Source organism: Microbacterium sp. M28 (assembly GCF_025836995.1).
In the GTDB taxonomy this organism is placed as follows: domain Bacteria; phylum Actinomycetota; class Actinomycetes; order Actinomycetales; family Microbacteriaceae; genus Microbacterium.
The window spans coordinates 1,639,747-1,666,746 of the sequence record NZ_CP107546.1; the positions used below are offsets into that span (position 1 = coordinate 1,639,747).

Genomic DNA, 27,000 nt, shown 5'->3' on the forward strand with positions numbered 1-27,000 from the left:
CATGCGCCTCGTCTTCGCCGGCACGCCGGCCGTCGCCGTCCCCACTCTGCGGCTGCTCGCCGCCGACCACGAGATCGTCGCCGTCATCACCCGCCCCGACGCGCCGCAGGGGCGCAAGCGCGTCCTCACGCCGTCGCCCGTCGCGCTGGCCGCCGCGGAACTCGGGCTGGAGGTGATCAAGGCCGCCCGTCTCGACGCCGACGCGACCGCACGCGTGGCCGCGCTGGCTCCCGAGCTGGGCGTCATCGTCGCGTACGGCGGGATCGTGCGCGAACCGTTGCTGTCGACGCCGTCGCACGGATGGATCAACCTCCACTTCTCGCTGCTGCCCGCATGGCGCGGGGCCGCACCCGTGCAGCGAGCGCTGATCGCGGGCGATCGCGAACTCGGCGCGAGTGTGTTCCGGCTGGTCGAGGCGCTGGATGCCGGCGACGTCTACGCCGACCGCGTGTTCGACGTGCCGCCGGATGCCACTGCAGATGTCGCGCTGGACGCGCTCGCATCAGCCGGCGCCCCGCTGACCGCGGAGGTCGTGGCTTCGATCGCCGACGGGACGGCGACGGCGAGACCGCAGACCGGCGAGGTCTCGCTGGCGCCGAAGCTGTCCCTGGAGGACGGCCTGCTCGATTTCACCCGTCCCCTCGACGAGGTGTACGCCCGCTACCGGGGAGTCACCAGCGAACCCGGCGCGCACACGAGCGTCGACGGTGCTCGGCTGAAGATCCTGGCCGCCGAACCGGCGGTCGATGTCGACGTCCTCGCCCCCGGTGCGATGGCAGGGACCAAGCACTCCCTCCTGATCGGCACGGCGACCACCCCGCTCGCCGTCACGAGGGTGCAACCCGCGGGCAAGGCGGCGATGGCCGCCGCCGACTGGTGGCGCGGCCGCCGCGAGGGCGAGAGCACGGTGGTCGGGTCATGAGCGGTCCCCAGCGTTCCTCACGACGTCCGTCGCGCCCCGGTGGCACGGCGCGTCCTGATCGCGCCGTGCAGGGCGCCCGCCGCGTCGCCTACGACGTGATCCGCGCCGTGACGGAGTCGGATGCCTACGCGAACCTGATCCTCCCCGGCGCGATCACGGAGGCCGGACTGTCACCGCAGGATGCCGGACTCGCCACCGAGCTCACGTACGGCACGCTGCGCCGTCGCGGCACCTACGACGCCATCATCTCCTCGGCCGCCGGCCGGGACGCCGCCGAAATCGATCCGGCCGTGCTCGACGCGCTGCGCCTGGGGGCCCACCAGCTGCTGGCCACGCGCGTGGCGTCGCACGCCGCGGTCAACGAGTCCGTGAATCTGGCCGCCGCGCACAGCAGGGGAGCCGCCGGCTTCGCCAATGCGGTGCTGCGTCGCATCGCCCGCGACACACCGGGGGAGTGGGAGGAGCGGATCACCGCGCAGGCGCGCTCGGACGATGAGCGACTCGGCCTGCGCACCGCGCACCCCGTCTGGGTGATCAGGGCCCTGCGCCGCGCTCTCGCCGCCGAGGACCGCGCGGACGAACTCGAAGCGCTTCTGGACGCCGACAACGTCTCGCCCGAGGTCACACTCGCCGCGCTGCCCGGCCTCGCCGAAGCATCCGATCCCCGACGCCCTTACGCCCCGACGGCCTTCGGCGCGCCAGGCGGTGATCCGCAGGGCTACCTGGCGGATGCCGCAGGCACCGTCCGCGTGCAGGACGAGGGATCCCAGCTCGTCGCCCTGGCGCTCACGGCAGCCACTCCGGTCGACGACGGGGAGCGCTGGCTCGATCTCTGCGCCGGCCCGGGCGGGAAGACCGCGCTGCTCGCGGCCGTGGCGCAGCTGCACGGCGCCCGGCTCGAGGCGAACGAGGTCATCCCCGCGCGGGCGGGTCTGGTCCGCAACGCGCTGCGTCCGATCACCGGCGAGGTGCCGGTGCACGTCGAGGACGGCCGCGTGCTCGCCGCATCGCGGCCGGCACAGTTCGATCGCATCCTCGTCGACGCCCCCTGCACGGGGCTGGGCGCTCTGCGCCGCCGGCCCGAGGCCCGGTGGCGGAAGACCCCGGCGGACGTCGCCGAGCTGACGGCCCTGCAGACCGAGCTGCTGCTCGCTGCTGCCGACGCGCTGCGACCCGGTGGAGTCGTCGCCTACGTCACGTGCTCACCGCACCTCGCTGAGACGACCGGCGTGGTGTCCGAGGTGTTGCGCGAGCGCGACGACCTCGTCGAGCTGGATGCGCGTGCGGTGGTCACGGGTATCAGCCGGTCGTCGATCGATCTCGCATCCGACGGTTCAGGCCGGGTGCAGCTGTGGCCGCACCGCCACGGCACCGACGCCATGTTCCTCGCGCTGCTGCAGCGCACCGAGAAGGGATCGCTATGACCACGCTGCCCGATGCGCCGCGCATCAACCCCAGCATCCTGGCCGCCGACTTCGTGAACATGCAGGCGGAGCTGGCCCGCATCGCGACGGCCGATTTCGTCCACGTCGACGTGATGGACAACCACTTCGTGCCCAACCTCACCTTCGGCCCGCAGATGGTGGAACGGATCCAGGCGACCAGCCCGATCCCGCTGGACGTGCATCTGATGATCAGCGACGCCGATCGCTGGGCGCCGGGGTACGCCGAGCTGGGGGCCGCCAGCGTGACGTTCCACCTCGAAGCCGCTCAGGACCCGATCGCGCTCTCGCGCCGCCTGCGCGACATGGGCGCCAGGGCCGGCGTGGCCATCAAGCCGGGAACGGCCGGTGAGGCGCTGTACGACGTGCTCGACGAGTTCGACCAGATCCTCGTGATGACGGTGGAGCCAGGGTTCGGGGGCCAGGGCTTCATGCCCGACACGATGCCGAAGCTGCGTGCGCTGGTGGATGAGGCCAGGCGCCGGGGCTCCGATGTGTGGTTCCAGGTCGACGGCGGCATCTCGGCCGCGACGATCGATCAGGCGGCGGCCGCCGGCGCCGACACCTTCGTCGCAGGGTCGGCCGTGTACGGTGCGGATGACATCGAGGCCGCCATCAGCGGACTCAGGGACCTCGCGCGAGCCGCTAGCCTGGAATCGTGAAGACTTTCGACGAGCTGTTCGCCGAGCTCCGTACCAAGGCCGAGACCCGCCCGGAGGGCTCGGGGACCGTCGCCGAGCTCGACGGCGGCGTGCACACGATCGGCAAGAAGATCGTCGAGGAGGCCGCCGAGGTCTGGATGGCCTCGGAGTACGAATCCGACGACGCCGCTGCCGAGGAGATCTCGCAGCTGCTGTACCACGTCCAGGTCATGATGATCGCGAAGGGCCTGAGCCTCCAGGACGTCTACCGACATCTGTGATGCGCTCCGTCCTGTCGATCTCCTGAACCGAAAGACCCCCATGCTGCGCATCGCCGTTCCCAACAAGGGCTCGCTGTCCGAGACAGCTGCCGAGATGCTCGCCGAGGCCGGATACGCCGGCCGCCGCGACTCCAAGACCCTGCACATCGTCGACGCCGAGAACGACGTCGAGTTCTTCTTCCTCCGTCCGCGCGACATCGCCACGTATGTGGCGTCCGGCGCACTGGATGTCGGCATCACCGGCCGTGACCTGCTCAAGGACGTCCCGCAGCAGGCGCGCGAGGTCCAGGCGCTCGGCTTCGCCCACTCGACGTTCCGCTTCGCGGCGCCCCCCGGGGCGTTCTCGGGCATCGAGGACCTCGCCGGTGTGCGCGTCGCGTCCGCGTACCCCGGATTGGTCGACGCGTTCCTGCGCGAACACGGCGTCGAGGCCGAGCTGGTCCCGCTGGACGGCGCTGTCGAATCCGCCGTGCGCCTCGGCGTCGCAGACGCGATCGCGGACGTCGTGGAGACCGGCACGACCCTCCGCCAGGCGGGTCTGGAGATCTTCGGCCCCGTGATCATCGAATCCGAGGCCGTGCTGATCAGCCGGCCGGGGGATGCCGAGGGCACCGAGACCCTGCTCCGGCGCCTGCGCGGCGTCATCGTCGCCCGTCGCTACGTCCTGTTGGACTACGACCTCCCCGCCGACCTCGTCGAGCAGGCCGTCGCCATCACGCCGGGGCGCGAATCCCCGACGATCTCCCCGCTCAAGGACCCGACCTGGGTGGCCGTGCGGGTGATGATCCCTCGCAAGGGCGTCAACCAGGTGATGGACGCGCTGTACGCGCTCGGAGCGCGCGCGCTGCTGGTCACCGCGATCCACGCCGCGAGGCTCTGATGGCTCTCGCGAGCCGTGTGATCCCGTGTCTCGACGTCGCAGCAGGCCGGGTCGTCAAAGGCGTGAACTTCGAGAATCTGCGCGACATGGGCGACCCGGTCGAACTGGCGGCGCACTACGCGGCGCAGGGAGCCGACGAGATCACGTTCCTCGACGTCACCGCCACGGTCGATGCCCGTGCCACCACGTACGACGTGGTCCAGCGAACGGCCGAGCAGGTGTTCGTCCCGTTGACCGTCGGCGGGGGAGTGCGCAGCGTCGACGACGTGGCGCGCCTGCTCGCGGTCGGTGCGGACAAGATCGGCGTGAACTCGGCGGCCATCGCCCGACCGGAGCTCCTCGGCGAGATCGCCGACAGGTTCGGTGCCCAGGTGCTGGTGCTGTCGCTCGATGTCAAGCGTTCACCGGCCACCGCCTCCGGCTTCGTCGTGACCACGCACGGCGGCCGCACCGAGACGACGCTGGACACGTTGGACTGGGCGCGCGAGGCCACCGAACGCGGCGCCGGCGAGCTCCTGGTCAACTCAATCGACGCCGACGGCACTCGGGATGGGTTCGACCTCGAGCTCGTACGGCTCATGCGCGAAGTCGCCTCCGTACCCGTGATCGCCTCCGGTGGGGCGGGCAAGGCGTCCGACTTCGCTCCTGCCATCAAGGCAGGCGCGGATGCCGTCCTCGCCGCGAGCGTGTTCCACACGGGCGCACTCACGGTCGGAGACGTCAAGGACGCGCTGCGCGCCGAGGGGGTGCTGGTCCGATGACCGAGGTCGAAAGCCGCATCGCACAGGTCGCTTTCAACGCGGAGGGCCTCGCCCCGGTGATCGTGCAGCAGTGGGACACCCTCGAGGTGCTCATGCTCGCCTGGGTCGATGCCGAGGCCCTGCGCCGCACGCTCACGAGCGGGCGCGCGACCTACTGGTCGCGGTCCCGTCAGGAGTACTGGCGCAAGGGCGACACCTCAGGCAACACCCAACGCGTCCACGCGGCGCGCCTGGACTGCGACGGCGACGCGATCCTGCTGCAGGTGCACCAGAGCGGGCCCGCGTGCCACACCGGTACACGGACCTGCTTCGACACGACCGACCTGGAGCCCGTCCAGGCGGCGGACGCATGAGTCTCGCGCAGCGCGGTCGTTCGCTCTCGGTCCTCGGCTTCCTCGCCGCGGGCGGGATCGGCGTGCTCTCCGCGACCCAGACCTGGCTCGTCGTCGAGCGGCACGACGCCGCCGAACCGATCCTCGTGACCGGTGCACAGGCCCTCGTGCTGCTCACCCCGCTCAGCCTCGCGGTGCTGGCTCTGGCCGCGGTGCTCGCGATCGTCGGCCCCGTGCTGCGCTACGTGTTCGCGGCGCTCGGTGCCGTGATCGCGGTGCTGCTGGGCTGGTCGACGCTCAACATCCTGATCACGCGACCGCTGAGCGCCGTGGCGTCGACGGTCACGGAGCTCACGGGTCTCGCCGGTGACACGGCGATCGCGGACCTGGTCGACGCCGTCCAGCCGACGGCGTGGCCCACTATCGCCCTGGTGGGCTGGATCGTCCTGCTCGTCGGTTCCGTGTTCGTCATGATCACGGCGCGCGGATGGAAGGCAGGCGGCCGGCGCTTCCGCACCGCCACGGACGCCACCGCCGCGACGGGCCCCGTCGACGCGATCGATTCCTGGGACGAGCTGTCGCGGGGAACCGACCCGACGCGCTGAGACCGATAGACTGACGACGCCCGCCATCGACCCGGAGGAATCCCCATGAGCAACCCCATCGCAGACCCCGGCCACGGACACTCGCCTGCCGCCTGGACCGCTGTGGTGGTCATGCTGCTCGGCGTCGCCGCCGGCACCGTCGCGTTCTGCCTGGAGCAGCCGCTGTTCGTGTGGGTCTCGGTCGGCATCATCGTGATCGGCGCGCTGCTGGGGTGGATCCTCGCGAAGGCCGGTTACGGCGTGAAGGGCCCCAAGTACTCGCCGAAGGCGCACTAGTGGTTCTCGCCGACCTCACGGCCGGCGCTGTCGAAGACGCCGAGCGTCGTGCGCAGGCGCGCCCGCTCGCGGACGTCGAGAGGGCAGCCCTGGCTCGTCCGGCCGCGAAGGATGCCCGTGCGGCTCTCGCCCCGGCATCCCGCGTCAAGATCATCGCCGAGGTCAAGCGGGCCAGCCCGTCCCGTGGCGCCCTTGCCGAGATCCCCGACCCTGCCCATCAGGCCTCGTTGTACGAGACCGGTGGCGCGTCGGCGATCAGCGTTCTGACCGAGGAGCGCCGTTTCGGCGGCAGTCTCGCCGACCTGGAGGCGGTCACCGCTCGCGTGGAGGTCCCTGTCCTGCGCAAGGACTTCATCGCGACGCCGTACCAGGTCTTCGAAGCGCGAGCGGCCGGTGCCGATCTCGCGCTGCTGATCGTCGCTGGTCTCGAGCAGCGCGTGCTCTCGGAGCTCTTCGAGCTGATCACCGATCTCGGGATGACGCCGCTGGTCGAGACGCACTCCGCGGAGGAGATCGCCGTCGCCGCCGATCTGGGTGCACCGCTGATCGGCGTGAACGCGCGCGATCTGAAGACGCTCGAACTGGATCGCGAGCTGTTCAGCCGCATCGGGCATCTCATCCCGGACGGGACGACGCGGATCGCGGAATCCGCGGTGCTGTCGCCGAAAGACGTCGCGCACTATCGCGGCGCGGGTGCGGATGTCGTCCTCATCGGCGAGGCTCTCGTCACCGGAGACCCCGTCGCCACGCTGCACCGTTTTCTGGAGGTCGGATAAGTGAGTCTGCGCGATCAACCAGGGCCGTTCTTCGGCGACTTCGGCGGGCGATACATGCCGGAGTCCCTCATCGCGGCGATCGACGAGCTCACCGTCGCGTACGAGGAGGCGATCGCCGATCCGGAGTTCCGAGCCGAACTCGCCGGTCTGCTCAGCAGCTACGCCGGGCGGCCGTCGGCGCTGACCGAGGTGGCGCGCTTCGCCGAGCACGCCGGGGGAGCGCGCATCTTCCTCAAGCGCGAGGACCTCAACCACACCGGCAGCCACAAGATCAACAACGTCCTCGGGCAGGCGCTGCTCACGCGCCGTCTGGGCAAGACTCGCGTTATCGCCGAGACCGGTGCCGGCCAGCACGGCGTGGCGACCGCGACGGCCGCCGCCCTGTTCGGACTGGACTGCACGATCTACATGGGCGAGGTCGACACCGAGCGCCAGGCCCTGAACGTCGCGCGGATGCGTCTGCTCGGCGCCGAGGTCGTCCCGGTCCGCACGGGCTCGCGCACCCTCAAGGACGCGATCAACGACGCCTACCGCGACTGGGTCGCGACGGTCGAGACCACGAACTACATCTTCGGCACCGCGGCCGGGCCGCACCCGTTCCCCGCCATGGTGCGCGACTTCCAGAAGATCATCGGCGAAGAGGCGCGCGCGCAGTTGCTCGAGACGGCCGGTCGGCTGCCGGATGCCGTCGTGGCCTGCGTCGGCGGCGGGTCCAACGCGATCGGCATGTTCGACGCGTTCCTGGACGACGAGACGGTCAAGCTGTACGGCGTGGAGGCCGCGGGCGACGGCGTCGACACCCCCAAGCATGCGGCTTCGATCGAGCGCGGTCGTCCTGGCGTCCTGCACGGCGCCCGCACCTACGTCCTGCAGGACGAGGACGGCCAGACGATCGAATCGCACTCGATCTCGGCCGGTCTGGACTACCCCGGCGTGGGGCCGGAGCATTCCTGGCTCGCCGACATCGGCCGGGCCGAGTACATCCCCGCCACCGACGACGAGGCGATGCAGGCTCTGCGGCTGCTCAGCCGCACCGAGGGCATCATCCCCGCGATCGAATCCGCGCACGCATTGGCCGGCGCGATCCGGCTCGGCCGCGAGATGGGCCCCGAAGGGCTGATCGCGGTGTGCCTGTCCGGCCGCGGCGACAAGGACATGGACACCGCCGCGCGGTACTTCGAGCTGTACGACGAGGAGCCGAACGCATGAGCCGGGTCGAAGACGCCATCCGGCGCGCCAACGACGACGGCCGCGGAGCCTTCGTCGGCTACCTCCCGGTCGGATATCCCGACCTCGACACCAGCATCCGCGCGGCGATCACGCTCGCCGAGAACGGCGTCGACGTCATCGAGCTCGGGCCGCCGTACAGCGACCCGGTGATGGACGGCCCGCTGATCCAGGAGGCCACGCAGGCCGCCCTCGCCGCCGGATACCGCACGAAGGACCTGTTCACGGCGCTCCGGGAGATCACCGCAGCGACCGACGTCCCCGTCGTCGTGATGACCTACTGGAACCCCGTCGCCCAGTACGGCGTCGACCGCTACGCGGACGATCTGCTGGCGGCAGGAGCCTCAGGGCTCATCACCCCGGACATCACACCGGATGCCGCGGCCGAGTGGATCGCAGCGAGCAGGCGCACCGGTCTGGACCGGATCTTCCTCGCGGCGCCCACGTCCACCGACGCGCGCCTGGATCTCGTGGCCGAATCGTCCACCGGGTTCATCTACACGGTGTCCACCATGGGCATCACGGGAGAGCGCACGCAGCTCGACAAGGCGGCGCGCACTCTCGTCGCGCGCCTCCGAGAGCACGGCGACAATCGCGCCTGCGTCGGTATCGGCATCTCCACAGCCGAGCAGATCGCCGGCGTGCTGGAGTACGCCGACGGCGCGATCGTCGGCACCGCACTCGTCCGCGCTCTCCGCGACGGCGGCCTCGACGGGCTCGCCGTCACGACACGCGCCCTGGCAGCGGGAACGCCGCTGTCCACCCGCTCCGACCAGAGAAACTAGAATCGCACTCATGTCCCTCGCGCTCTCCAGCACACTCACCGGCGTGCTCACCAGCATCCCGAGCCCGCCCGAGAACACGTTCTCGATCGGTCCGGTGACGATCTACTACTACGCGCTCTGCATCATCGCGGGCATCATCGTCGCCACGCTGATGACCAACCACCGCCTCACCAAGCGCGGTGCGGAGCCCTGGATCGTGATCGACATCGTCATCATCGCGGTGCCGCTGGCGATCATCGCCGCACGTCTGTACCACGTCTTCACCCACCCGAACGACTACTTCGGCGAGGGCATCAACACGTGGAACCCCTTCCAGCCGGGCTCGATCTGGGCGATCTGGGAGGGCGGCATCGCCATCTACGGCGCCCTCATCGGCGGTGCGGTGGGCGCGTGGCTCGGCTGCCGCTGGGCGAAGATCCGGTTCTGGAGCTTCGCGGACGCTCTTGCGCCCGGCCTTCTGTTGGCGCAGGCCATGGGCCGGTTCGGCAACTGGTTCAACCACGAGCTGTTCGGACTGCCGACGGACCTGCCGTGGGGACTGGAGATCGAGTCGGACAACCCGGCCTTCCCCCCAGGGCTCGCCGACGGCACGCTGTTCCACCCGACCTTCCTCTACGAGGTGATCTGGAACGGCCTCGGCGTCCTCGTGCTGCTGTGGCTGGGTCGCAACCTGTACTTCCAGTGGGGCCGCCTGTTCGCGGTCTACCTGATCTGGTACAGCGCGGGCCGCATCCTCTGGGAGTCCATCCGGATCGACCCGAGCGAGATCATCCTCGGCCTGCGCAGCAACGTCTGGGCGGCCATCCTCGGTGTCGTCGTCGGCATCGTGATCATCATCGTCCAGACGCGCCGTCACCCCGGTCGCGAGCCGTCGGTGTACCAGCCCGGCTACAGCCGGAAGGACGTCGACGCTGATGTACAATCGCAGGACAATCCCTCTGACTTCGTCGACGTGAGCGAGCCTCCGTCCGAAGAGGTCACCGCAGGAGCCACCGCCACAAGCACCGCTCCCACGAACGAGGCAGGCGCCCGATAAGCCGCCTCGTGGCGGGAGATCCATTGCACTGAACGAGCGGGCCGACGTCGTCCCCGGTGTCACTTGAATATCTGAGGACGGTAACTGGTGTACTTCCAGCCTCCCTACGGCGCCTCCGGCGCCTACCCCCCGAAGCAGGGGATGTACAACCCGGCGTTCGAGAAGGACGCCTGTGGCCTTGCCATGGTCGCCACGCTCCGCGGCACGCCAGGTCATGACATCATCCAGCAGGCGCTCGAAGCCCTGCGCAACCTGGAGCACCGCGGCGCGATCGGCTCGGATGCGGGCACCGGAGATGGCGCAGGCATCCTGACCCAGATGCCCGACGAGTTCCTCCGCGCTGTGTCAGGGTTCGAACTTCCCGCGGCCGGCGAATACGCCGTCGGCCTCGCCTTCCTCCCGCTGCACGCGGGGGAGCGGCGCACGCAGAAGGCCGGCGTCGAGCGGATCGCCCGAGAAGAGGGCCTGACCGTCCTCGGATGGCGCGTCGTCCCGACGGCCAACGAGCACCTCGGCAAGCTCGCCGACGAGGCGCGCCCCGCCTTCGAGCAGCTCTTCGTCGCGCGCCCTGCGCACGGCGACGCCCCCGCGCTCTCCGGCATCGCGCTCGACCGCGTCGCCTACCGGCTGCGCAAGCGCGCCGGTCACGAGCTCGGCGCCTACTTCGTCTCGCTCTCCAGCCGCACGCTCGGCTACAAGGGCATGGTGACGACGCTCCAGCTCGAGCCGTTCTACCCCGATCTCCAGGATGAGCGCTTCGCCAGCGAACTCGCCGTGGTGCACTCGCGGTACTCGACCAACACGTTCCCGTCGTGGCCGCTCGCGCAGCCGCTGCGGATGCTCGCCCACAACGGCGAGATCAACACCGTCGGCGGCAACCGGAACTGGATGCGCGCCCGCCAGTCGCAGCTCGAATCCGAGCTCCTCGGCGACATCCGCCCGCTGCTGCCGATCTGCACGGACGGCGCGAGCGACTCGGCCTCCTTCGACGAGGTCCTCGAACTGCTCACGCTCACCGGCCGGAGCCTCCCGCACGCCATCCTGATGATGGTGCCGGAGGCCTACGAGAAGCAGACGGACATCTCTCCCGAGCTGCGCGCGTTCTACGAGTACCACTCGAACCAGATGGAGCCGTGGGACGGCCCTGCCGCCCTCATCTTCACCGACGGCACGCTCGTCGGCGCGACGCTCGACCGCAACGGTCTTCGTCCCGGCCGCTGGACCGAGACGACGGACGGACTCGTCGTCATCGGCTCCGAGACCGGAGTGCTCGAGTTCGAGCCGGAGCGCATCAAGCGCCGTGGTCGCCTGCAGCCGGGCAAGATGTTCGTCGTCGACACGGCCGCCGGCCGCATCGTCGAGGATGCCGAGATCAAGCAGCAGCTGGCCACGCTGCACCCGTGGCAGAAATGGCTCGATGAGGGATCGGTCCGCCTGGCCGACCTGCCGGAGCGCGAGCACATCGTGCACCCGCCGGCATCCATCACCCGGCGCCAGCGCACCTTCGGCTACACCGAGGAAGAGGTGCGCATCCTCCTGACGCCCATGGGCCAGAACGGCGTCGAGCCGCTCGGAGCCATGGGATCCGACACGCCGATCGCCGTGCTGAGCGAGCGCCCCCGTCTGCTGTTCGACTACTTCACTCAGCAGTTCGCCCAGGTGACCAACCCGCCGCTGGACTCGATCCGCGAAGAGGTCGTCACGAGCCTGAAGCTGGGCCTGGGGCCGGAGCGCAACCTGCTCAGCTGGGGTCCGGAGCACGCGCACACCGTCACGCTCGACTTCCCGGTCATCGACAACGACGAGCTCGCGAAGATCCGCCACATCGACAAGGCCATGCCGGCCCGCCGCTCGGTGACGATCCGGGGGCTGTACCACTTCGACGCCGGACCGCAGTCGCTGCCCGACCGCATCGAGGAGATGTGCGCCGAGGTCGACGCCGCGATCGCCGACGGCGCCGAGTTCCTGATCCTCTCGGATCGCGACTCGAACAAGGACCTCGTCCCGATCCCTTCGCTGCTGATGGTCTCCGCGATCCACCACCACCTGATCCGGCGCGAGAACCGCATGAAGGTGGGACTCATCGTCGAAGCGGGCGACGTCCGCGAGGTGCACCACGTCGCGACGCTGATCGGCTATGGGGCGTCAGCAGTCAACCCGTACCTCGCGATGGAGACGGTCGAGCATCTCGTCCGCACCGGCTTCATCACGGGTGTCACGCCGGAGAAGGCCGTCCGCAACCTGATCTACGCGCTCGGCAAGGGCGTGCTGAAGATCATGTCGAAGATGGGCATCTCCACGGTGTCCTCGTACGCGGGCGCCCAGGTGTTCGAGGCCGTCGGCCTCAGCCAGGAGTTCATCGACGCGTACTTCACCGGCACGGAGACCAAACTCGGCGGCATCGGCATCGACGAGGTCTACACCGAGAACCAGGCCCGCCACGACTACGCCTACCCGGAGGACGCCGCCGCACGTGCACACGAGCGGCTGTGGACCGGCGGCGAGTACCAGTGGCGTCGGGACGGGTCGCCGCACCTGTTCAACCCGGAGACCGTCTTCCGGCTGCAGCACTCGACCCGCACCCGCCGGTACGACATCTTCCGCGAGTACACCAAGCTCGTCGACGACCAGGCCGCCGAGCTGAAGACGCTGCGCGGGTTGTTCTCGCTGCGCACCGGCCAGCGCACCCCGGTGCCGCTGGACGATGTCGAGCCCGTGAGCGCGATCGTCAAGCGGTTCTCGACCGGAGCCATGAGCTACGGCTCGATCTCCCGTGAGGCGCACGAGACGCTCGCCATCGCGATGAACCGCATCGGCGGCAAGTCCAACACGGGCGAGGGCGGCGAGGAACCGGATCGTCTGCTCGACCCGGAGCGCCGAAGCGCGATCAAGCAGGTCGCCTCCGGACGTTTCGGCGTGACCAGCCAGTACCTCACCGAGGCGGAGGACATCCAGATCAAGCTCGCACAGGGCGCCAAGCCCGGCGAGGGCGGTCAGCTGCCTCCTGGCAAGGTGTACCCGTGGGTCGCCCGCACCCGTCACGCGACCGCCGGCGTCGGCCTCATCTCGCCGCCGCCGCACCACGACATCTACTCGATCGAGGACCTCAAGCAGCTGATCTTCGATCTCAAGCGCGCCAACCCGGATGCCCGCATCCACACCAAGCTCGTCAGCCAGTCCGGCATCGGCGCGGTGTCTGCGGGTGTCGCCAAGGCGCTCAGCGACGTCATCCTCGTCTCCGGACACGACGGCGGCACCGGAGCGAGTCCGCTGAACTCGCTCAAGCACGCCGGAACCCCGTGGGAGCTCGGCCTCGCCGAGACGCAGCAGACGCTCATGCTCAACGGCATGCGCGACCGCGTCGTCGTTCAGGTGGACGGTCAGCTCAAGACCGGACGCGACGTCGTCATCGGCGCCCTGCTCGGCGCAGAGGAGTTCGGGTTCGCCACGGCCCCGCTCGTCGTGAGCGGATGCATCATGATGCGCGTCTGCCACCTCGACACCTGCCCTGTGGGTGTCGCGACGCAGAACCCGGTGCTGCGCGAGCGCTTCACGGGCAAGCCGGAGTTCGTCGTGAACTTCATGGAGTTCATCGCGGAGGAGGTGCGCGAGATCCTCGCCGAGCTCGGCTTCCGTTCGCTCGACGAGATCATCGGACGCAGCGACCTCATCGAGGCCGACGCGGCGATCGAGCACTGGAAGGCGGACGGCCTCGACCTGTCGCCGATCCTCGAGGGACCGGTGTTCCCGGCATCCGAGCCCCGCCGCAGCGGCCGGGAGCAGGACCACGAATTGGACGCGCACTTCGACGTCCAGCTCATCGAGATGGCTCAGGAAGCGCTCGAGGACGGCTCGCCCGTGCTCATCGAGCTGCCGATCCGCAACACGGAACGCGCCGTCGGGACGATGCTCGGTCACGAGGTCACGACGCGCTACGGTGCCGCAGGGCTCGCCAGGGAGACGATCGACGTCACACTCACGGGAACGGCGGGGCAGTCGCTCGGCGCGTTCATGCCGGCCGGCATCGCGCTGCGTCTCGAGGGCGACGCGAACGACTACGTCGGCAAGGGCCTGTCCGGTGGCGACATCACGATCCGTCCGCCGCGCGGCGCGACCATCGTGCCTCAGGAGAACGTCATCGCGGGCAACGTCATCGGCTACGGCGCCACGAGCGGGACGATCTTCATCTCGGGCGTGGTCGGCGAGCGATTCCTGGTGCGCAACTCCGGGGCGACAGCGGTCGTCGAAGGCGTGGGAGACCATGCGCTGGAGTACATGACCGGCGGTCTCGCCGTCATCCTCGGCGCGACGGGTCGCAACCTCGGCGCCGGTATGTCCGGTGGCATCGCGTACGTCCATGCACTCCGAACGGACAAGGTCAACGCCCAGTCCCTGGACAGCGGCGAACTGCGTCTGGAGCAGCTCGACCGCGCCGATCTCGAGGTGCTGAGGAGTCTTCTCACCGAGCACGTCGAGCGCACGGCATCCCCCCTGGCGGCAGAGATGCTCGCCGATTTCGACACCGTGGCGACCGAGTTCGTCAAGGTGCTTCCGCGCGACTTCGCCGCGGTTCAGAACATGCGCCAGGAGGCGGAGCAGGCCGGGCTCGACCCGGACGGCGACGTCATCTGGAACCGGATCCTGGAGGTGACCGGTGGCTGACCCCAAGGGCTTTCTGAAGGTGACGGAGCGCGAGCTGCCTGCTCGTCGCCCCGTCCCGGTGCGGATCATGGACTGGAAAGAGGTCTATGAACCCGGTGACCAGGCGGTGCTGCGTCGTCAGGCCGGACGCTGCATGGACTGCGGCGTTCCGTTCTGCCATTCCGGATGCCCGCTGGGCAACCTGATCCCTGAGTGGAACGACCTCACCTGGCGCGGCGAGGGGCGCGCGGCCATCGAGCGCCTGCACGCGACCAACAACTTCCCGGAGTTCACGGGGCGGCTGTGCCCCGCGCCCTGCGAGAGCTCGTGCGTGCTGGGCATCAACCAGCCGGCGGTCACGATCAAGCAGGTCGAGGTCTCGATCATCGATGAGGCGTTCTCGCACGGCTGGGTCGAGGCGGAGCCGCCGGAGCGCCTGACCGGCAAGACGGTCGCCGTCGTCGGCTCCGGGCCCGCGGGTCTCGCCGCCGCTCAGCAGCTGACGCGCGCCGGCCACACCGTCGCCGTGTTCGAGCGCGACGACCGCATCGGCGGCCTGCTGCGCTACGGCATCCCGGACTTCAAGATGGAGAAGAGCCACATCGAGGCTCGTCTTCGTCAGATGCAGGAGGAGGGCACGCGTTTCCGCGCCGGCGTCGAGATCGGCAAGGACATCAGCTGGGCCGATCTGCGGGCCCGTTACGACGCGGTCGTCATCGCGACCGGTGCCACCGTCCCGCGCGACCTGGCGATCCCCGGCCGCGACCTGGACGGCGTGCACTTCGCGATGGAGTACCTCGTCGAGTCGAACCACGTGGTCGCCGGAGACAAGGTCCCGAACCAGATCACCGCCGAGGGCAAGCACGTCATCGTGATCGGTGGCGGCGACACCGGTGCCGACTGCATCGGTACGGCCCACCGTCAGGGGGCGCTCAGCGTCACGAACCTCGCGATCGGCCGCCAGCCCGGTGACGCCCGGCCCGACCACCAGCCATGGCCGATGATGCCGACGCTCTTCGAAGTGTCGTCCGCGCACGAGGAGGGCGGCGAGCGGGTGTACCTCGCATCGACCGTCGAGTTCCTCTCGAACGACGCGGGCGAGGTGCGCGCGCTGCGTGTCGCCGAGACCGAGTACGTCGACGGCCGTCGCGTGCCCAAGAGCGGCACCGAGCGCGAGATCCCGGCGGACCTCGTCCTGATCGCGATGGGCTTCACCGGCCCTGAGCAGGACGGCTACACCGACGAGACGCGCCCGCAGGTGACCGACCGAGGCGCATTCCGGCGCGATGACTCGTACGAGTCGACGATCCCGGGCGTGTTCGTGGCCGGTGACGCCGGGCGAGGACAGTCGCTCATCGTCTGGGCGATCGCGGAGGGACGCGCCGCCGCGGCGAGCGTCGACCGCTTCCTGATGGGCGAGACGGTGCTGCCTGCACCGGTGCGTCCGACGGATGTCGCGATCGGCCTGCAGCCCGCGTAGGCTGACTGCGGCACCGTCGCCAGTTCTATTCCTCTTCTACCCTGGAGACTTCTGTTGAGACGCGCGAAAATCGTCGCCACCCTCGGCCCCGCAACCAGTTCCTATGAGAACGTGCGGGCCATCATCGAAGCCGGAGTGGACGTCGCCCGACTGAACCTCAGCCACGGCGACTACTCCGTTCACGACGCCAACTACGCCAACGTCCGTCGCGCAGCCGACGACGCCGGCAAGGCGGTGGCCGTGCTCGTCGACCTGCAGGGTCCGAAGATCCGCCTCGGCAAGTTCGAGGCCGGCCCCTACCACCTCGAGGTCGGTGACATCTTCAAGATCACCACCGAGGAGATCATCGGAAACCGCGAGATCTGCGGGACCACGTTCAAGGGCCTGCCCCAGGACGTCAAGCCCGGTGACTTCCTCCTCATCGACGACGGCAAGGTCCGCGTCGAGGTCGTCGAGACCGATGGAACCGTCGTCACGACCAAGGTGATCGTCGCCGGCCCGGTGTCCAACAACAAGGGCATCAACCTGCCGGGTGTCGCCGTCAACGTCCCCGCGCTGAGCGAGAAGGACGAGGCGGATCTGCGCTGGGGTCTGAAGATCGGTGCCGACCTCATCGCGCTGTCCTTCGTCCGCAACGCTTCGGATGTCGTCCGCGTGCACGAGATCATGGCGGAGGAGGGCGTGCGCGTCCCCGTCATCGCCAAGATCGAGAAGCCGCAGGCCGTCGACGCGCTCGAGGGCATCGTCGACGCGTTCGACGGCATCATGGTCGCGCGTGGCGACCTGGGTGTCGAGCTGCCGCTGGAGGCGGTGCCGATCGTGCAGAAGCGCGCGGTCGAGCTGGCCCGCCGCAACGCGAAGCCCGTCATCGTCGCGACGCAGATGCTCGAGTCGATGATCTCCAGCCCTGTGCCGACGCGTGCCGAGACGAGCGACGTCGCCAACGCCGTCCTCGACGGTGCGGATGCCGTGATGCTGTCCGGTGAGACCAGCGTCGGTGAGTACCCCATCGTCGTGGTCGAGACCATGGCACGCATCATCGCGTCGACCGAGGAGCACGGCCTGGAGCGCATCGCACCGCTCACGAACAAGCCGAAGACCCAGGGCGGAGCGATCACGCTCGCCGCGCTCGAGGTCGCCGAGTTCGTCGAAGCGAAGTACCTGTGCGTCTTCACGCAGTCGGGTGACTCGGCACGGCGCCTGTCTCGTCTGCGCTCGCGCATCCCGATGATCGCGTTCACGCCGGAGCCCGACATCCGTCGCCGCATGGCGCTGACGTGGGGCATCAGCTCGAACCTCGTCGATGTCGTCGAGCACACCGACATGATGTTCCTGCAGGTGGACGACTACCTGCTGAAGAACGGTCTCGCCGCCGAAGGCGACAAGGTCGTCGTGATCTCCGGATCCCCTCCAGGGATCGTCGGCTCGACGAACGACATCCGCGTCCACAAGGTCGGGGATGCCGTCGGCGGCGCCGCTCCGATCTACAAGGCCGCAGGGGCCTGATGGACCTCGTCACAGGGCGCGGGATCACTACCCCGCGCCCTGTGACGTATCGACGATGACGTCCCTTCTTCGCAGGGCGTCGTGGTGGTTCCGCGACTACGTCTACGCCATCGCGTGGCAGGCTCGTGCCGCCGTCGATCGCACCGATCCGGCATCGTTCGAGAGCGGATCCAGGACGCCGATCGTGGTCCTTCCGGGCGTCTACGAGACCTGGCAGTTCCTGAGGCCGCTCGTCGAGGCGCTGCACGCACAGGGGCATCCCGTCCACGTCGTCCGGGCGCTGCACCGCAACCGCCGTCCGATCAGCGAGCTCGCCGAGGACGTCACGGTCTTCCTCGAGCAGTCCGAATTGCGGGACGTGATCATCGTCGCGCACAGCAAGGGCGGTCTCGCCGGCAAGCTCGTCATGGTCGGTCGGGCGGGGGAACGGGTGCGCTCGATGCTGGCGATCGCCACTCCTTTCGGCGGGTCGCGCTATGCACGCATCATGCCGGTGCGCACGCTGCGGGCCTTCTCGCCGCTGGATCCGGGAATCATCGGACTCGCGCGCCAGCAGGAGGCGAACAGCAGGATCGTGTCGATCTACGCGCGCTTCGATCCGCACATCCCCGAGGGCAGCGAACTGCCGGGGGCGAAGAACGTGCGCCTCGATGCCGGGGGCCACTTCCGGATCCTCGCGCATCCGCGCGTCATCGCGGAGCTCGCCGTTCTCGCGGAGTGACGGTCGCCGCGGCGGATCTCATCCTTCGGTGCCGGCGGTGGGACTCGAACCCACACGCCCTTTCGGACAAAGCATTTTGAGTGCTCCGCGTCTGCCATTCCGCCACGCCGGCCCTGTATCGCGTCTACGACTGTAGCGCAGGATCATGGACACTCCGCCCCGGCCGACACGCCGTCGACCGGACATCGCCTGCACTCCCGTAGAATGAACGGGTGACCGAAGAACAGGCTGAACAGTCCACGGCATCCGCTCCGCGACGCGTCGTCGTCGCCGAAGACGAATCGCTGATCCGTCTCGACATCGTCGAGATCCTGCGAGACAACGGATTCGACGTGGTCGGTGAGGCCGGAGACGGCGAGACCGCCGTCGCACTCGCGACCGAGCTGCGCCCCGACCTGGTCATCATGGACGTCAAGATGCCCCAGCTCGACGGCATCAGCGCCGCCGAGAAGCTGCACAAGGGCAACATCGCCCCGGTCGTCCTGCTGACCGCGTTCAGCCAGAAGGAACTCGTCGAGCGCGCGAGCGAGGCCGGCGCGCTGGCGTACGTCGTGAAGCCCTTCACGCCGAACGACCTGCTGCCGGCGATTGAGATCGCTCTCGCCCGCCACGAGCAGATCATCACGCTCGAGGCCGAGGTCGCCGACATGGTCGAGCGCTTCGAGACCCGCAAGCTCGTCGACCGCGCCAAGGGCCTGCTGAACGAGAAGATGGGCCTCTCCGAGCCCGAGGCGTTCCGCTGGATCCAGAAGGCGTCGATGGATCGTCGCCTCACCATGCAGGACGTCGCGAAGGCGATCATCGAGCAGCTCGCTCCCAAGAAGTGACGTTCGACCTCGACGACGGCATCCGCCTGCGTCTGGTCGAATCGGGGGATGCCGAGGTGTACGCCGCTGCATACGACGCCAACCGGGCGCACCTCGCGCGCTGGGACCCGGTGCGCGACGAGAGCTTCTACACCGTCGAATGGCATGAGGCGCTCATCGCGCAGCATCTCCGCGACCACGAGAGCGGCCGAGCCGCACGTTTCGTGATCGTCCACGAGGACGGTCGGATGGTGGGCGTGGCGAACATCGCGAACGTCGTCCGCGGAGCGTTCCACAGTGCCGATCTCGGCTACTGGATCGACGCGTCGCTCGCCGGCCGCGGCATCATGACCCGCGTCGTGTCCGTGCTGATCGATCACGCCCGCACGGAGCTCGGGCTCCACCGTCTGCAGGCCGCGACGCTGCTCGACAACGCGGCGTCGCAGCGCGTGCTCGCGCGCAACGGCTTCGAGAGGATCGGCATCGCGCCGAAGTACCTGCGCATCGCGGGGGAGTGGCAGGACCACATCCTGTTCCAGCGGATCCTCTCCGACTGAGGCCGCCGCACCGCGGCGCCCGTCAGGCCGGGAGATCCTTGATCATGTTGGTGATGCGGATCGTCGAGCACCGACGGCCCAGATCATCGGAGACGACGATCTCGTGCACCGTGATGCTGCGTCCGAGGTGCAGCGGCGTGCACACTCCGGTGACGACACCGGACGTGGCCGATCGCGTGTGCGTGGCGTTGATGTCCACGCCGACCGCGAGCTTGCCGGGACCGGCGTGGAGGTTCGCGGCCATCGAACCGAGCGACTCGCCGAGCACGACGTATGCGCCGCCGTGCACGAGGCCGACGGGCTGCGTGTTGCCTTCTACCGGCATGGTCGCGACAGCGCGCTCCACACCGAATTCGGTGAACTCGATGCCCATCTTCTCGGCCAGAGCGCCCATGCCGCGGGCGGTCGCCCACTCCAGGCCGTTCATCCGGATGCTGTCGCTCACCGATCCTCCTCAACGCATGTCTGTCGTCCTCGTTAGGCTGACAGGGTGACGGACTCCGCAAAGCCTACCCTCATGGTCGTCGACGGCCACTCGCTCGCCTATCGCGCCTTCTTCGCCCTCCCCGTGGAGAACTTCACCACGAAGGACAACCAGCACACGAACGCCATCTACGGCTTCCTGTCGATGCTCGTGAACCTCATCAAGGCCGAGAAGCCGACGCACATGGCCATCGCCTTCGACACGTCCCGGCACTCGTTCCGCACCGACGAATACCCCGAGTACAAGGCCACCAGGTCCGAGACGCCGCAGGAGTTCCGCGGCCAGATCCCGCTGCTGCAGGACTGTCTCGCCGCGATGTCGATCCCGGTCCTCACGCAGGAGGGCATCGAGGCCGACGACATCCTCGCGACGCTCGCGAAGCAGGGCTCGGCGCAGGGCTACGACGTCCTGGTCGTGTCCGGTGACCGCGACACCATCCAACTGGTCAACGACGAGGTGACGCTGCTGTACCCGTCGGTGCAGGGCGTCTCCCAGCTCAAGCGCTACGACCCGCTCACGGTGCAGGAGCGCTACGGCGTGCGCCCCGAGCAGTACCCCGACATCGCCGCACTGGTCGGTGAGACCAGCGACAATCTGCCCGGCGTGCCCAAGGTGGGCGAGAAGACCGCCGTGAAGTGGCTGACGCAGTTCGGCAGTCTCGACGAGCTCCTCGAGCGCGCCGACGAGATCAAGGGCGTCGTCGGCGGCAATCTGCGCGATCACATCGAAGACGTGCGTCGCAACCGCAAGCTCAACCGGCTGCTGACCGACGTCGAGCTGCCGCTCGCACCGGCGGATCTCGTGGTCGCGCCGATCGACGCGCAGGCCGTGCGCGACATCTTCGCCCGTCTCGAGTTCCGCACCCTGCTGCCGCGCGTGTTCGAGGCGGTCGGCGCCGAAGCCGTCGAGGACGACACGCCCGCCGTCGTCATCCCCGCGCCCGTCGAATCGTCGCCGACAGATCTCGCAGACTGGCTCTCGGCTCAGAACGACGAGCTCGCTCTCACCCTCGTGCTCGCCGGCGGGATGCCCATCAGGATCGGCGTCGCCGGCAGCACGGGCCTGCACGAGGCCGATTGGAACGACGAGACCGCGCAGGCGCTTCGCCCCTGGCTGGAATCCGACGCTCCGAAAGTCATGCACGAGGCCAAGCCGCAGGTGAAGGCTCTGCTGCGCGCCGGCATCCGCATCGGCGGTCTGGCCTACGACACGATCCTGGCCGGTTGGCTGCTGCGGCCGAGCTTCCCCGACAAGACGCTCGGCAACCTCGTCGAGCGCTACCTCGGTGAGAAGCTCCCGGAAGCCGACCCGACGCAGCTCGTGCCCGAGACCGATGGCGCCACGCCGGCGCAGGAGGCCTGGTTCACCCTGCGTACGGCGGCCGCCCTGCGTGAGGATCTGCCAGAGTCGGTGGCCTCGGTGCTGACAGGCATCGAACTGCCGACGCTGCTCACGCTCGCCGACATGGAGATCGCCGGCGTCGCGGTCTCCCACGAGGTCCTCTCGACGTTCTCCGCCGAGCTCGGCGCCCGCGCCGATGCCATCGCGCAGGACGCATACGCCACGATCGGTCGAGAGGTGAACCTCGGTTCGCCGAAGCAGCTGCAGGAGGTGCTGTTCGAAGAGCTCCAGCTGCCCAAGACGCGCAAGACCAAGACCGGGTACTCCACGGATGCCGCGTCGCTCGCCGACATCCAGGAGAAGAGCCCGCACCCCTTCCTCGAGCAGCTGTCGCAGCACCGCGAGGCGACCAAGCTGCGGCAGATCATCGAGTCCCTCGACACCGCCATCAAGGACGACCACCGCGTCCACACGACGTACGTGCAGACCGGCAGCCAGACCGGCCGGTTGTCCAGCACCGACCCGAACCTGCAGAACATCCCGGTCCGCACAGAGGAATCGCGCCGCATCCGCAGCGCGTTCGAGGTCGGCGAGGGGTACGAGACGCTGCTGACGGCGGACTACTCGCAGATCGAGATGCGCATCATGGCGCATCTGTCCGGTGACGAAGGTCTCATCGAGGCGTTCAACAGCGGTGAGGATCTGCACCGGTTCGTCGGCGCCCGCGTGTTCGGCGTCGAGCCCGCCGACGTCACGTCGGCGATGCGCACGAAGGTCAAGGCGATGTCGTACGGCCTGGTGTACGGACTCAGCGCCTTCGGCCTCTCCAAGCAGCTGCGCATCGAGCAGGCCGAGGCCAAGCAGCTCATGCTGGAGTACTTCGCCCGCTTCGGCGCGGTGCGCGACTACCTGCGCGCGTCCGTCCTCGCAGCGAAGGAGGTCGGCTACACCGAGACGATCTTCGGCCGTCGTCGCCCGTTCCCCGACCTCACCAGCCCGAACCGCGTGCTGCGTGAGAACGCTGAGCGCGCAGCCCTCAACGCGCCCATCCAGGGCAGCGCGGCCGACATCATGAAGATCGCCCTGTTCCGGATCCACGACGACCTCGTGAGCGCCGGCATGCGCTCACGCGTGCTGCTGCAGATCCACGACGAACTGGTGGTCGAGGTCGGCGCAGGGGAGTGGGAGGCCGCGGAGCAGATCGTCCGCACGCGTATGGCCGGTGCGGCCGCGCTGACCGTTCCACTCGACGTCCAGGTCGGGCGCGGGCGCGACTGGAACGAGGCAGCGCACTGACGGTGGTGGCGGTGGGGGTGCGCAGTACGCTGGGCGGATGACCACAACTCCGCGCACCCCCACCGCGATCGACCAGGTCGCCGAGGAATGGGTCGATGATCTCGTCCTCCTCGCGCCCACCCTCGGTACCTACATCGGACGCAATGAAGCGAACGATCGCTACGCCGACCTGAGCCCCGAGGGGCAGGAGCACTACGCATCCGAGGTCCGCCGCACGCTGACGAAGCTGGAGGCCCTGCAGCCGGTCGACGCCATCGACGAGGTCACAAAGGCCGACCTCGGCAGCGAACTGCGGCTGGAACTCGAACTCCACGAAGCGCAGTGGCACCTGCGCGATCTCAACGTCATCGCCTCGGCACCCCAGGACATCCGCTCGGTGTTCGACCTCATGCCCACCGCATCGCCCGACGACTGGGATGTCATCGCGATGCGTCTGAATGCGATCCCCGCCGCTCTGCGCGGCTACACGGCGACCCTGCGCGAGGGAATCGCCCGCGGCGTCACGCCCGCCCGTCGGCAGGCGGTCGAAGTGGCGACGCAGATCGAACGGTACACGGCGGACGACGGCTTCTTCGCGGCCTTCGTCGCCGAAGCGACCCCGGCCGAAGGCGAGCTGCCCGCATCGCTCGCCCGTACCCTCGCGGACAACGCCTCGGCGGCACGCGTCGCCTACGACGAGCTGCGCACATTCCTGGCGACGACACTGGCCGACGCCGCAGACGAGAAGGATGCCGTCGGGCGCGACCTGTACGCGCTCAATTCGCGACGATTCCTTGGCGCCACGATCGATCTGGACGAGACGTACGAGTGGGGGATCGAAGAGCTCCGTCGCATGGTCGACGAGCAGACCGCGATCGCACACGAGATCCTCGCCGGAGCCAGCGTCGAGGAGGCCGTCGCGCACCTGGAGGCCGACCCGTCGCGCAAGCTGCACGGCACCGACGCGCTGCAGCGCTGGATGCAGGAGACGAGCGACCGCGCCGTCTCGGAGCTCGGCGCCACGCACTTCGACATCCCCGAGGAGATCCGCACGCTCGAGTGCATGATCGCGCCCACCCAGGAGGGCGGGATCTATTACACCGGTCCGACGGACGACTTCTCGCGTCCGGGCCGGATGTGGTGGTCCGTGCCCGAGGGCGTCACCGAGTTCGACACGTGGCGTGAACTCACGACCGTCTACCACGAGGGAGTACCCGGCCATCATCTCCAGATCGCGCAGGCCGTTTACAACCGCGCCGAGCTGAACTCGTGGCGCCGCCTGCTGGCAGGCACATCCGGGCACGCCGAGGGCTGGGCGCTGTACGCCGAGCGCCTCATGCAGCAGCTCGGCTACCTCGACGACCCTGCTGACCGGCTCGGAATGCTGGACGGCCAGCGCATGCGCGCAGCCCGCGTCGTGCTGGATATCGGCGTGCACCTCCGGAAGCCGCGGCTGGACGGTCAGGGCACGTGGGATGCCGAGTACGCGCTCGACTTCATGCGCAAGAACGTGAACATGTCGGATGAGTTCGTGCAGTTCGAGGTCAACCGCTACCTCGGCTGGCCGGGTCAGGCGCCGTCGTACAAGGTGGGTCAGCGCATCTGGGAGCAGGTGCGCGACGCCTATCAGGTACGCCAGGGCGACGCGTTCGACGTGAAGGACTTCCACAAGCGCGCGCTCGACATGGGCGGTGTCGGACTCGACACGCTGCGCACGGCCCTGCTGCGCTGACGATCCGGCGGTCGCCGGGAATGCCACGGCGACCATCCTGGTTCATTCACCTGAATAGGAAAGGGTTGACATGGACATCGAGTTCGGACTGGACACCTTCGGCGACATCACGCGCGATTCCGAGGGCGAGATGCTCTCCGCCGCGCAGACGATCCGCAACATCGTCGAACAGGCGGAACTGGCCGACCGCGTCGGCGTCGACTTCTTCGGAGTGGGGGAGCACCACAGGACGGAGTTCGCCGTCTCCGCACCCGAGATGGTGCTTGCGGCGATCGCCTCGCGCACCGAGCGGATCCGGCTGGGAACCGCGGTGACCGTGCTGTCCTCCGATGACCCGGTCCGCGTGTTCGAGCGCTTCGCCACGTTGGACGCCGTGTCGAACGGCCGAGCCGAGGTCGTGCTCGGCCGCGGATCGTTCGTCGAGTCGTTCCCGCTCTTCGGCTTCGACCTGCGTGACTACGACGCGCTCTTCGAGGAGAAGCTCGACCTGTTCGTGGAGCTGCTGAAGGAGAAGCCGGTGACCTGGTCGGGCACGATGCGGCCGGCCCTCGAGAACGCGGACGTGTTTCCCAAGACCGAGCGAGGCCTGCGCACCTGGGTCGGCGTCGGCGGCAGCCCGGAGTCCGTGGTGCGCGTCGCACGTCATGGTCTCGGACTGATGCTCGCCATCATCGGTGGTCCGGCCGGACGCTTCGCACCGTTCGTCGACCTCTACCACCGCTCGGTCGCGAGCTTCGGCACGACCTCGCACCCGATCTCCGTGCACTCGCCCGGCCACATCGCACGCACGGACGAGGAGGCGTGGGACGCCGCATACGAGGGCTTCGAGGCGATGAACAACACCATCGGCGCCGAGCGAGGATGGCCCCCGTACAGCCGGGCGCGATTCCAGAACGACGTCGGACCCGCCGGGGCGATCTACTCGGGCTCCCCGGAACGCGTCGCCCAGAAGATCGCCGACACGGTGCGCACGCTGGGCCTCGGACGCTTCGACCTCAAGTACGCCACCGGGACTCTGGCCCACGAGCAGATGATGCAGAGCATCGAGCTGTACGGCACCGTGGTGATCCCGCGCGTGCGCGAACTGCTCGCGGAATGATGCACGGGGCAGGCGCGGTGCGGCTCTACGATGAGGGTCATGGCTGACACTCTGCCGAGTCGCGCCTCCCTCGGGGGGCGACTCGACGATCTCCCGTTCACACGACGCCACCTCAAAGTCCTCACCGGCTCCGGCGTGGGCTGGGCGTTGGACGCGATGGACGTCGGGCTCATCTCCTTCATCATCGCCGTGCTCGCCCAGCAGTGGGATCTGACGAAGACCGAGACGGGCTGGATCGCGTCGGTGGGATTCATCGGCATGGCGATCGGCGCGAGCCTGGGCGGCCTTCTCGCCGACCGCCTCGGCCGCCGCCAGGTGTTCGCCCTGACGCTGTTGATCTACGGCATCGCCACGGGCGCGAGTGCGCTGGTCGGCGGGGTCGCCGCACTGCTGGTGCTGCGGTTCTTCGTGGGCCTCGGCCTCGGAGCCGAACTGCCCGTGGCGTCGACGTACGTGAGCGAGTTCGCACCGAGCCGCATCCGCGGCCGGCTCATCGTCATCCTCGAGGCTTTCTGGGCCGTCGGGTGGACCGCCGCGGCCCTCATCGGCTACTTCGTGATCCCGGCGTCCGAAGACGGCTGGCGCTGGGCCTTCGCGCTGGGCGCCATCCCCGCCGTCTACGCCCTGGTCGTCCGCTGGGGTCTGCCCGAGTCGCCCCGCTGGCTCGCCGGTCGCGGACGGATCGCCGAGGCGGAGCGCATCGTCACGGCCTTCGAGACGGATGCCGGGATCATCACCGGCCCTGCCATCCGCAAGGAGCCGCCGTCCCGCGCCCTGGCCGCGACGACGAGGGCACGACTGAGCACGCTCTGGCACGCCGAGTTCCGCGTGCGCACGATCTGCATCTGGCTCGTCTGGTTCTGCGTGAACTTCTCGTATTACGGCGCCTTCATCTGGATCCCCAGCATCCTCGTCGATGCCGGGTACGATCTCGTGCGCTCGTTCGGGTTCACGCTCCTCATCACGCTCGCCCAGCTCCCCGGCTACGCGGTGGCGGCGTGGCTCATCGAGGTGTGGGGGAGACGTCTCACGCTGTCGATCTTCCTGGTCGGATCCGCGGTGTCCGCCGTGCTGTTCGGGACGGCGACCGGGGAGACCTCGATCATCGCCAGCGGCATGGCGCTGTCGTTCTTCAACCTCGGGGCGTGGGGTGCGCTCTACGCGGTCACCCCGGAGATCTATCCCACCTCCCTGCGCGCAACGGGCGCAGGCTGGGCGGCGGGAGTCGGACGGATCGCCTCGATCATCGCGCCGCTGCTGGTCCCCGTGCTGCTGGTCGCCGGTGGCGCTCCGCTGCTGTTCGTCGTCTTCGCGGCCGTGTTCGTCGTCGCGGCCGTCGCCGCCTGGGGACTCGTCGATCGACGGGGCAAAGCGCTCGACGACCGCTGAGCGCA

Annotated in this window: 24 protein-coding genes and 1 tRNA gene; 23 read left to right on the top strand and 2 right to left on the bottom strand. The window is 69.0% G+C overall.

What is annotated here, in order from left to right; all coding sequences use genetic code 11:
• Position 1 precedes the first annotated feature (1 nt).
• From OED01_RS08090 to OED01_RS08170, 17 genes are all read left to right on the top strand, one after another.
• A complete protein-coding gene (locus tag OED01_RS08090) occupies positions 2-922 on the top strand; it encodes a methionyl-tRNA formyltransferase (RefSeq protein ID WP_264157848.1) in 921 nt (306 codons plus the stop codon).
• Positions 919-2,346: an RsmB/NOP family class I SAM-dependent RNA methyltransferase gene (locus tag OED01_RS08095; protein WP_264157849.1), complete on the top strand. Its 1,428-nt coding sequence runs from the start codon at positions 919-921 to the stop codon at positions 2,344-2,346. Before OED01_RS08090 ends, OED01_RS08095 begins: the two co-directional genes overlap by 4 nt.
• On the top strand, positions 2,343-3,026 hold the full coding sequence (gene rpe, locus OED01_RS08100; protein WP_264157850.1) for a ribulose-phosphate 3-epimerase: 684 nt from the start codon (positions 2,343-2,345) through the stop codon (positions 3,024-3,026). Before OED01_RS08095 ends, rpe begins: the two co-directional genes overlap by 4 nt.
• Positions 3,023-3,286 carry a phosphoribosyl-ATP diphosphatase gene (locus OED01_RS08105; protein WP_264157851.1) on the top strand — a complete coding sequence of 88 codons (264 nt, stop codon included), beginning with the start codon at positions 3,023-3,025 and terminating at the stop codon, positions 3,284-3,286. Before rpe ends, OED01_RS08105 begins: the two co-directional genes overlap by 4 nt.
• 40 nt (positions 3,287-3,326) lie before the next feature.
• A complete protein-coding gene (hisG, locus tag OED01_RS08110; RefSeq protein WP_264157852.1) occupies positions 3,327-4,166 on the top strand; it encodes an ATP phosphoribosyltransferase in 840 nt (279 codons plus the stop codon).
• Positions 4,166-4,927, top strand: coding sequence for an imidazole glycerol phosphate synthase subunit HisF (gene hisF / locus OED01_RS08115; RefSeq protein WP_264157853.1), 762 nt, complete (start codon positions 4,166-4,168; stop codon positions 4,925-4,927). The genes hisG and hisF overlap by 1 nt, the downstream gene beginning before the upstream one ends.
• Positions 4,924-5,280, top strand: a complete 357-nt coding sequence (hisI, locus tag OED01_RS08120; protein WP_264157854.1) for a phosphoribosyl-AMP cyclohydrolase — start codon at positions 4,924-4,926, stop codon at positions 5,278-5,280. The genes hisF and hisI overlap by 4 nt, the downstream gene beginning before the upstream one ends.
• Positions 5,277-5,864: a Trp biosynthesis-associated membrane protein gene (locus tag OED01_RS08125; protein ID WP_264157855.1), complete on the top strand. Its 588-nt coding sequence runs from the start codon at positions 5,277-5,279 to the stop codon at positions 5,862-5,864. Before hisI ends, OED01_RS08125 begins: the two co-directional genes overlap by 4 nt.
• A 45-nt stretch (positions 5,865-5,909) precedes the next feature.
• Positions 5,910-6,140 carry an HGxxPAAW family protein gene (locus tag OED01_RS08130; protein WP_264157856.1) on the top strand — a complete coding sequence of 77 codons (231 nt, stop codon included), beginning with the start codon at positions 5,910-5,912 and terminating at the stop codon, positions 6,138-6,140.
• On the top strand, positions 6,140-6,916 hold the full coding sequence (gene trpC, locus OED01_RS08135; RefSeq protein WP_264157857.1) for an indole-3-glycerol phosphate synthase TrpC: 777 nt from the start codon (positions 6,140-6,142) through the stop codon (positions 6,914-6,916). The genes OED01_RS08130 and trpC overlap by 1 nt, the downstream gene beginning before the upstream one ends.
• Positions 6,917-8,125 (top strand): tryptophan synthase subunit beta, encoded by a 1,209-nt coding sequence (gene trpB / locus OED01_RS08140; RefSeq protein WP_264157858.1) that lies wholly within the window; start codon positions 6,917-6,919, stop codon positions 8,123-8,125.
• A complete protein-coding gene (gene trpA, locus OED01_RS08145) occupies positions 8,122-8,928 on the top strand; it encodes a tryptophan synthase subunit alpha (RefSeq protein ID WP_264157859.1) in 807 nt (268 codons plus the stop codon). The genes trpB and trpA overlap by 4 nt, the downstream gene beginning before the upstream one ends.
• A 10-nt stretch (positions 8,929-8,938) precedes the next feature.
• Positions 8,939-9,964, top strand: coding sequence for a prolipoprotein diacylglyceryl transferase (gene lgt, locus OED01_RS08150; RefSeq protein ID WP_264157860.1), 1,026 nt, complete (start codon positions 8,939-8,941; stop codon positions 9,962-9,964).
• A 141-nt stretch (positions 9,965-10,105) separates the two neighbouring features.
• A complete protein-coding gene (gltB, locus tag OED01_RS08155) occupies positions 10,106-14,626 on the top strand; it encodes a glutamate synthase large subunit (protein WP_264157937.1) in 4,521 nt (1,506 codons plus the stop codon).
• The gene (locus tag OED01_RS08160; protein WP_264157861.1) at positions 14,619-16,085 is read left to right on the top strand and encodes a glutamate synthase subunit beta; all 1,467 of its coding nucleotides are present in this window, start codon (positions 14,619-14,621) and stop codon (positions 16,083-16,085) included. Before gltB ends, OED01_RS08160 begins: the two co-directional genes overlap by 8 nt.
• Before the next feature lie 54 nt (positions 16,086-16,139).
• Positions 16,140-17,591 carry a pyruvate kinase gene (gene pyk / locus OED01_RS08165; protein ID WP_264157862.1) on the top strand — a complete coding sequence of 484 codons (1,452 nt, stop codon included), beginning with the start codon at positions 16,140-16,142 and terminating at the stop codon, positions 17,589-17,591.
• Positions 17,592-17,646: 55 nt separating this feature from the next.
• Positions 17,647-18,312 carry an esterase/lipase family protein gene (locus OED01_RS08170; protein WP_264157863.1) on the top strand — a complete coding sequence of 222 codons (666 nt, stop codon included), beginning with the start codon at positions 17,647-17,649 and terminating at the stop codon, positions 18,310-18,312.
• A gap of 29 nt (positions 18,313-18,341) precedes the next feature.
• Here OED01_RS08170 and OED01_RS08175 read toward each other — a convergent pair.
• Positions 18,342-18,424: transfer RNA gene (locus OED01_RS08175), tRNA-Leu, on the bottom strand.
• A 100-nt stretch (positions 18,425-18,524) separates the two neighbouring features.
• Between OED01_RS08175 and OED01_RS08180 the strand changes: the two genes are divergently transcribed.
• Positions 18,525-19,139, top strand: a complete 615-nt coding sequence (locus OED01_RS08180) for an ANTAR domain-containing response regulator (RefSeq protein WP_264157864.1) — start codon at positions 18,525-18,527, stop codon at positions 19,137-19,139.
• Complete coding sequence (locus tag OED01_RS08185) at positions 19,136-19,675, top strand: GNAT family N-acetyltransferase (RefSeq protein ID WP_264157865.1); 540 nt, start codon at positions 19,136-19,138, stop codon at positions 19,673-19,675. The genes OED01_RS08180 and OED01_RS08185 overlap by 4 nt, the downstream gene beginning before the upstream one ends.
• Positions 19,676-19,697: 22 nt before the next feature.
• On the opposite strand, the gene OED01_RS08190 is transcribed toward OED01_RS08185, so the two are convergent.
• Complete coding sequence (locus tag OED01_RS08190) at positions 19,698-20,102, bottom strand: hotdog fold thioesterase (RefSeq protein ID WP_264157938.1); 405 nt, start codon at positions 20,100-20,102, stop codon at positions 19,698-19,700.
• Positions 20,103-20,165: 63 nt separating this feature from the next.
• Here OED01_RS08190 and polA point away from each other — a divergent pair, with 63 nt between their 5' ends.
• The 4 genes from polA to OED01_RS08210 all read left to right on the top strand — a co-directional run bounded on the left by polA (position 20,166) and on the right by OED01_RS08210 (position 26,995).
• Positions 20,166-22,796: a DNA polymerase I gene (gene polA / locus OED01_RS08195; RefSeq protein WP_264157866.1), complete on the top strand. Its 2,631-nt coding sequence runs from the start codon at positions 20,166-20,168 to the stop codon at positions 22,794-22,796.
• A 37-nt stretch (positions 22,797-22,833) separates the two neighbouring features.
• Positions 22,834-24,507 carry a DUF885 domain-containing protein gene (locus OED01_RS08200; RefSeq protein ID WP_264157867.1) on the top strand — a complete coding sequence of 558 codons (1,674 nt, stop codon included), beginning with the start codon at positions 22,834-22,836 and terminating at the stop codon, positions 24,505-24,507.
• A 70-nt stretch (positions 24,508-24,577) separates the two neighbouring features.
• Positions 24,578-25,606 (top strand): LLM class flavin-dependent oxidoreductase, encoded by a 1,029-nt coding sequence (locus tag OED01_RS08205; RefSeq protein WP_264157868.1) that lies wholly within the window; start codon positions 24,578-24,580, stop codon positions 25,604-25,606.
• 39 nt (positions 25,607-25,645) lie between these two features.
• Complete coding sequence (locus OED01_RS08210; protein WP_264157869.1) at positions 25,646-26,995, top strand: MFS transporter; 1,350 nt, start codon at positions 25,646-25,648, stop codon at positions 26,993-26,995.
• Positions 26,996-27,000: the final 5 nt, after the last annotated feature.

What these genes read in the sequence shown, in the direction of transcription:
- trpA (WP_264157859.1), top strand. Translation starts at nt 8,122, where the DNA reads ATGAGCCGGGTCGAAGACGCCATCCGGCGCGCCAACGACGACGGCCGC.
- OED01_RS08200 (WP_264157867.1), top strand. Translation starts at nt 22,834, where the DNA reads ATGACCACAACTCCGCGCACCCCCACCGCGATCGACCAGGTCGCCGAG.
- hisI (WP_264157854.1), top strand. Translation starts at nt 4,924, where the DNA reads ATGACCGAGGTCGAAAGCCGCATCGCACAGGTCGCTTTCAACGCGGAG.
- OED01_RS08170 (WP_264157863.1), top strand. Translation starts at nt 17,647, where the DNA reads ATGACGTCCCTTCTTCGCAGGGCGTCGTGGTGGTTCCGCGACTACGTC.
- OED01_RS08130 (WP_264157856.1), top strand. Translation starts at nt 5,910, where the DNA reads ATGAGCAACCCCATCGCAGACCCCGGCCACGGACACTCGCCTGCCGCC.
- OED01_RS08205 (WP_264157868.1), top strand. Translation starts at nt 24,578, where the DNA reads ATGGACATCGAGTTCGGACTGGACACCTTCGGCGACATCACGCGCGAT.
- OED01_RS08190 (WP_264157938.1), bottom strand. Translation starts at nt 20,102, where the DNA reads ATGAACGGCCTGGAGTGGGCGACCGCCCGCGGCATGGGCGCTCTGGCC.
- OED01_RS08210 (WP_264157869.1), top strand. Translation starts at nt 25,646, where the DNA reads ATGGCTGACACTCTGCCGAGTCGCGCCTCCCTCGGGGGGCGACTCGAC.
- OED01_RS08125 (WP_264157855.1), top strand. Translation starts at nt 5,277, where the DNA reads ATGAGTCTCGCGCAGCGCGGTCGTTCGCTCTCGGTCCTCGGCTTCCTC.
- hisF (WP_264157853.1), top strand. Translation starts at nt 4,166, where the DNA reads ATGGCTCTCGCGAGCCGTGTGATCCCGTGTCTCGACGTCGCAGCAGGC.
- rpe (WP_264157850.1), top strand. Translation starts at nt 2,343, where the DNA reads ATGACCACGCTGCCCGATGCGCCGCGCATCAACCCCAGCATCCTGGCC.
- gltB (WP_264157937.1), top strand. Translation starts at nt 10,106, where the DNA reads ATGTACAACCCGGCGTTCGAGAAGGACGCCTGTGGCCTTGCCATGGTC.
- OED01_RS08095 (WP_264157849.1), top strand. Translation starts at nt 919, where the DNA reads ATGAGCGGTCCCCAGCGTTCCTCACGACGTCCGTCGCGCCCCGGTGGC.
- hisG (WP_264157852.1), top strand. Translation starts at nt 3,327, where the DNA reads ATGCTGCGCATCGCCGTTCCCAACAAGGGCTCGCTGTCCGAGACAGCT.
- lgt (WP_264157860.1), top strand. Translation starts at nt 8,939, where the DNA reads ATGTCCCTCGCGCTCTCCAGCACACTCACCGGCGTGCTCACCAGCATC.
- OED01_RS08090 (WP_264157848.1), top strand. Translation starts at nt 2, where the DNA reads ATGCGCCTCGTCTTCGCCGGCACGCCGGCCGTCGCCGTCCCCACTCTG.